This is a genomic window from Chitinophaga sp. (assembly GCF_035564935.1).
In the GTDB taxonomy this organism is placed as follows: domain Bacteria; phylum Bacteroidota; class Bacteroidia; order Chitinophagales; family Chitinophagaceae; genus Chitinophaga.
On record NZ_DATMTE010001035.1, the window covers coordinates 1 to 4,126 of the forward strand.

At 45.4% G+C, this 4,126-nt stretch carries 8 protein-coding genes; 7 read left to right on the forward strand and 1 reads right to left on the reverse strand.

What is annotated here, in order from left to right; all coding sequences use genetic code 11:
- From VN105_RS26940 to VN105_RS26960, 5 genes are all read left to right on the forward strand, one after another.
- A partial coding sequence (locus VN105_RS26940; protein ID WP_325646095.1) for a pyocin knob domain-containing protein occupies nucleotides 1-1,025 on the forward strand: 1,025 nt, incomplete at its 5' end.
- 5 nt (nucleotides 1,026-1,030) lie between these two features.
- Nucleotides 1,031-1,396, forward strand: a complete 366-nt coding sequence (locus VN105_RS26945) for a hypothetical protein (protein WP_325646097.1) — start codon at nucleotides 1,031-1,033, stop codon at nucleotides 1,394-1,396.
- A 29-nt stretch (nucleotides 1,397-1,425) separates the two neighbouring features.
- Nucleotides 1,426-1,683 (forward strand): hypothetical protein, encoded by a 258-nt coding sequence (locus VN105_RS26950; protein ID WP_325646099.1) that lies wholly within the window; start codon nucleotides 1,426-1,428, stop codon nucleotides 1,681-1,683.
- 111 nt (nucleotides 1,684-1,794) lie between these two features.
- Complete coding sequence (locus VN105_RS26955; protein ID WP_325646101.1) at nucleotides 1,795-2,358, forward strand: hypothetical protein; 564 nt, start codon at nucleotides 1,795-1,797, stop codon at nucleotides 2,356-2,358.
- On the forward strand, nucleotides 2,355-2,876 hold the full coding sequence (locus tag VN105_RS26960) for a hypothetical protein (RefSeq protein ID WP_325646103.1): 522 nt from the start codon (nucleotides 2,355-2,357) through the stop codon (nucleotides 2,874-2,876). Before VN105_RS26955 ends, VN105_RS26960 begins: the two co-directional genes overlap by 4 nt.
- On the opposite strand, the gene VN105_RS26965 is transcribed toward VN105_RS26960, so the two are convergent.
- The gene (locus VN105_RS26965) at nucleotides 2,846-3,097 is read right to left on the reverse strand and encodes a hypothetical protein (RefSeq protein WP_325646105.1); all 252 of its coding nucleotides are present in this window, start codon (nucleotides 3,095-3,097) and stop codon (nucleotides 2,846-2,848) included. The genes VN105_RS26960 and VN105_RS26965 overlap by 31 nt on opposite strands.
- A gap of 189 nt (nucleotides 3,098-3,286) precedes the next feature.
- Between VN105_RS26965 and VN105_RS26970 the strand changes: the two genes are divergently transcribed.
- A complete protein-coding gene (locus tag VN105_RS26970; protein WP_325646106.1) occupies nucleotides 3,287-3,544 on the forward strand; it encodes a hypothetical protein in 258 nt (85 codons plus the stop codon).
- Between the two features lie 180 nt (nucleotides 3,545-3,724).
- Nucleotides 3,725-4,081, forward strand: coding sequence for a hypothetical protein (locus VN105_RS26975; RefSeq protein WP_325646108.1), 357 nt, complete (start codon nucleotides 3,725-3,727; stop codon nucleotides 4,079-4,081).
- The last annotated feature ends 45 nt before the right edge of the window (nucleotides 4,082-4,126 follow it).

Below are 4,126 nucleotides of genomic sequence, written 5' to 3' on the forward strand. Positions count from 1 at the left end.
AAGAATCAGGCAAGGGGCACAATTCTAGGAATGTTATTGTAGAGGGCAATGTAATCCGCAGAGCTGACGCTGTTGGGATCAAATGTGTGAACGGAATAAATGTGATGGTCTCTAACAACTTCATCAATTACGCAAAAACACGAAGCATTAGCATGGATAGTGGTGACGGTTATGTCGACTCATTAGGAAATCCACTATATGCTAGATTCAATATCGTAATATCCAATAGAATCAGCGACACGGCTAATATATTTATCGGTGCCGATTCTTCAGTTGTGGCGAAGAACTTTAGCACACACGGACCCGCGTCGCTTAACGTGAGTTCAAGCTCAACATGGGTAGATCCTTCCAATGCAACAGACTATCTAACTTTAATAAAAACAGTAGATGGCAGTGGATCAGGGTTGGACGCTGATTTATTTGACGGTCGAGAAAGCAATACATTCTTTTCCAACAGTTTTACAGCCTTTACTGATTTTAATAGCGCAACTGGGAATGCTGTATATGACGTGTCTAATTTCCAACCTTCTAATCGGCCACCCTCTGGAAACTACTTTTCGTTGATGAATATTGATAACAGCAGCGCTAATAATAATAGGTTCCAGATGGCGTGGCAATTAGGCACTCAAAATATCTACACGCGCAATCAATCAGGCGGCACATGGTCCGGCTGGAATACCCTATATCATAACGGTAACGCAAACCTTTCAACTGTATCATGGTCCACATCGTCAATTGCCATCAGTGGAGCGGTGAGTATGCCGTATACGACTATTTCAGCTAATACTACGCTGGACGGGACGCATAGAACTGTAAGCACTTCAACTTCCGGTATTACGGTTACGCTACCATCAGCATCATCTGCCACTAATCGGATTTATGAGATCCGCAATGCGTCTGCAGGCAATATTACCATAAGCCCGGTACAGGTGTGGGGCACAACGACAACTACTATTCCAACAGTTACCAGTTGGTGCATACAGAGTGATGGGACTAACTGGATTCTTTTATCACGCTCAAATTAATATCTATGACAGCATTACTTTTTCTCAAATGTATTGGTTGTGGGCTTCTCGGCATAGCCGTGCACCTGTTTTTCGAGATACGGGATATCCGTAAGCAGAGCCTTGCGGCGAATAAACCGACCAGCAGGTGGGGTATTATTAAAACGGAATCGGACAACATTATCCTTTCTGTCTTAGCGGTTGTGGTATTTACAGTTGGATTTGATGAAATCGCAAAGGCTAAGCCGGTAATTCTAGAGTGGGTGAAGTGGTTTTTCATTTTTGTGGGCTTCGCTGGGTCGTACATCCTCTTTGCACTATTCAGCAAGGCTAAAAAGCAGATCCTGGAAGTGATCGATAAGAAAACAAATATCGCAGATGGCGTAGAATAAAGTCCTATTTAACCGATAAAAAGCACCGCATGAGCATCAAAGACGGTATTGAACTTATTAAAACAAACTTTAAAGAAGCGGTGATCATCGGCCTTGCCTACTGGAATTATCTGCAGCACGGGGAAATAGCCGCAATGCAAGTTCAGAACAGGCTGGATGCAGAGAGGAATAAACAGGAGATAGTAACCATCTACCGGGATGTGATGAATAGGCAGGATCAAATAACGCAAAAGGCAGGTATGGTGGTGGATAAGGTAGACACGCTCGTAAATCATTTAAAGCAATGAATCCGAAGTATATCTTACTGTGCCTGGTGCTGGTGGCACCGCACAAAACGGAAAGCGCAGGCAACTCACCTGAGCCACACAATTTCATTCACAATCAAATTGAAAAAGCATATGAAAGGGTATCTGATCGTTTTGATAGCGCTAATGCTAAGCTGGATCATGCTGCCCAGCTGCTCATCGACTCGAAAGACGTCCGCCTCTCACCAGGTAGAAAGCCGACAGACAGATAACAGTACCGTAAAAACCGGTTATACTCGCGAGACAACGACAACCGAAACCGGTTCGGGCCACGTTTATGTGCCGGGCGATAGCCTTTCCGCCACCGGATATGTGCCGACGGGTGACACGGGTATCGTGGTATCCGAATCGGACGGGATGATAATTACCACGACATCTGTACCGAAGAAGGATTCCACCGGTAAGACTATAGGGAGCACGATAAATACGAAGGCCAAAACAAAGCCGAAAGATGTGGAGGCGCCGCTAAATAAAGAAACGCACACCAAGGAATCCGGCACCAGCGATGAAAAGAAGGACGTTCAAACGACCGTGAAAGAGCAGGATAAAAGTGTATCAAAATCAGCTTGGCGAATTGCGGCTGGTATTCAAATTTTAATCGGCCTGGCCGTGATAGCGGGCCTTATCTACGGAATTTATAAACTGATAAAACGATGAAAAACGCCTACCCGGAGAAGCCGGTGTTAAAATATATGCCCACCCGGGTTGAAATGGCAACCGTCATAGCTGGGATAAAGAAAGCAGATTATCCCGCCGAAGTAAAGCGCGCAGCGTATATCATATTCCGCATAGAAAGTGCGAACGGCACAAAGGGAATTAACAACAATTATTCAGGTTTCCAGGCAGATGCCGGCCGCTGGCCCTCAATGTATGACAAGGCGATATCAGGCGTGGTACAGAAAAAGGAGAACGGAACAGGCAATATGCGCCTTTTCATCGCCTTCAATAAGCCGGAAGACAGTCTAAATATGCTGATGGGTCGCCTGCAGGCGCGCGGCCTGTATATCGGCGGAACTACCCATAAGATCCTGGAAATGGAAGTTCACACAGTTACAGATTTGGCACGGGCCTATAAAAAAGAATGGGCTGCCGGCAATCCGAAAGCCGAACCGCCTGCCTTGGAGGTACAGACCTTTAAATCCATTTACAAACAAGCACAAACAATTTTCCCGTGAAACACCTGCAGCAACCGGTCGGCATAGTCGTCACATGGGGAAAGGATCTCATTCGGGAGAAGGGCGGGCTGTTGGCCTTCCTTCGCTATTTCGAGCAACAATTGGCTACTGAGGATAGTCTGTGGCTGCATAAGTGCAAGAATAAGCCGGCACACGAAATAGACCATGTTTACATTATCGTTTGTAACCAGGTACGGTACCGGCTGTACTATGGTGGCCATGAGGCAGGTGGTTTTAGAGAGGCTAGGAATGGGAATGGGATCTCCTGGTGCACACGATCAATAGTCACCTGGCCACGTCTGGTACTCGCTGATCCCTTCACAAAGGCACCACGGAAAATCCGTATGAAGGGATTCCAGGGATTCAGGTATGTGTATGAACATCTATTTTAAACCAAAAACAAATATAAAATGAGTGAAATAAAATTGCCTACAGCGGGCCGCATTGTGCATTATTTTCCGAATGGCCAGGACAACGAATTAGGATATGGTCATGCTGAAAAGCTGGCTGCAATAGTGGTGGATGGTGGAGATATGGCTCCTTGCCTCGCCGTTTTCACTAAGTGGTCCGGCAATCCGGTAGTCATCAAATTATCTGTTCAACACAAGTCACATGTTCAGGGCTTTAATCCAATACCTGCGTATTGGGATTGGCTAGAAATAAAATAATCACGCAAATACCCTGCGCACCACCCCTGGACCTTCGGCGAAACAATCGCTTATGCAGTAACCCACATTATCCCCCAGCTTTATTAAAATCCGCTTGCAAGGCGGATTTTTTGTTTCCGGACCTTTTCGTAAGTTGCAAATGCGACTACCCCAATGCTTCATTACCTTAAAAAATGAAGCATGAAAAGCATATTTATCATTGTGCCAATATCGGGCAAGCCCCACACCCTGGAATTTTCTTACTACAGATTTGATAATTACGTAATGTATGACCTGCAGGGGGATCCGCCTTGCTCCCTTATACCGGAACGATTACGAGTTGCTCGAGTGTTGGATAAAACCCCGCAGTTGTCCAAAATTCACGAGACCGTGCGCATAGATCCTCGCGTGCAGACGTATGAGGCGAAGGCCTTGTTTTTTAGGATTGTTTCTGAACTATTCACTGTAATGGGCGAAGAAGGGCTGCCCACCAGGTATGATATTGTTTTTTATTGCAATATTGACTCGGCGGAGAAATATAGTTTATATCAAAAATGAGCGGATTATATACAATGTTATTAGACATTTGTTAGGTTAGTGTAT

Coding starts and splice junctions, on each gene's coding strand:
- VN105_RS26970 (WP_325646106.1), top strand. CDS start 3,287: ATGAGTGAAATAAAATTGCCTACAGCGGGCCGCATTGTGCATTATTTT.
- VN105_RS26975 (WP_325646108.1), top strand. CDS start 3,725: ATGAAAAGCATATTTATCATTGTGCCAATATCGGGCAAGCCCCACACC.
- VN105_RS26955 (WP_325646101.1), top strand. CDS start 1,795: ATGAAAGGGTATCTGATCGTTTTGATAGCGCTAATGCTAAGCTGGATC.
- VN105_RS26950 (WP_325646099.1), top strand. CDS start 1,426: ATGAGCATCAAAGACGGTATTGAACTTATTAAAACAAACTTTAAAGAA.
- VN105_RS26965 (WP_325646105.1), bottom strand. CDS start 3,097: ATGGCCACCATAGTACAGCCGGTACCGTACCTGGTTACAAACGATAAT.
- VN105_RS26945 (WP_325646097.1), top strand. CDS start 1,031: ATGACAGCATTACTTTTTCTCAAATGTATTGGTTGTGGGCTTCTCGGC.
- VN105_RS26960 (WP_325646103.1), top strand. CDS start 2,355: ATGAAAAACGCCTACCCGGAGAAGCCGGTGTTAAAATATATGCCCACC.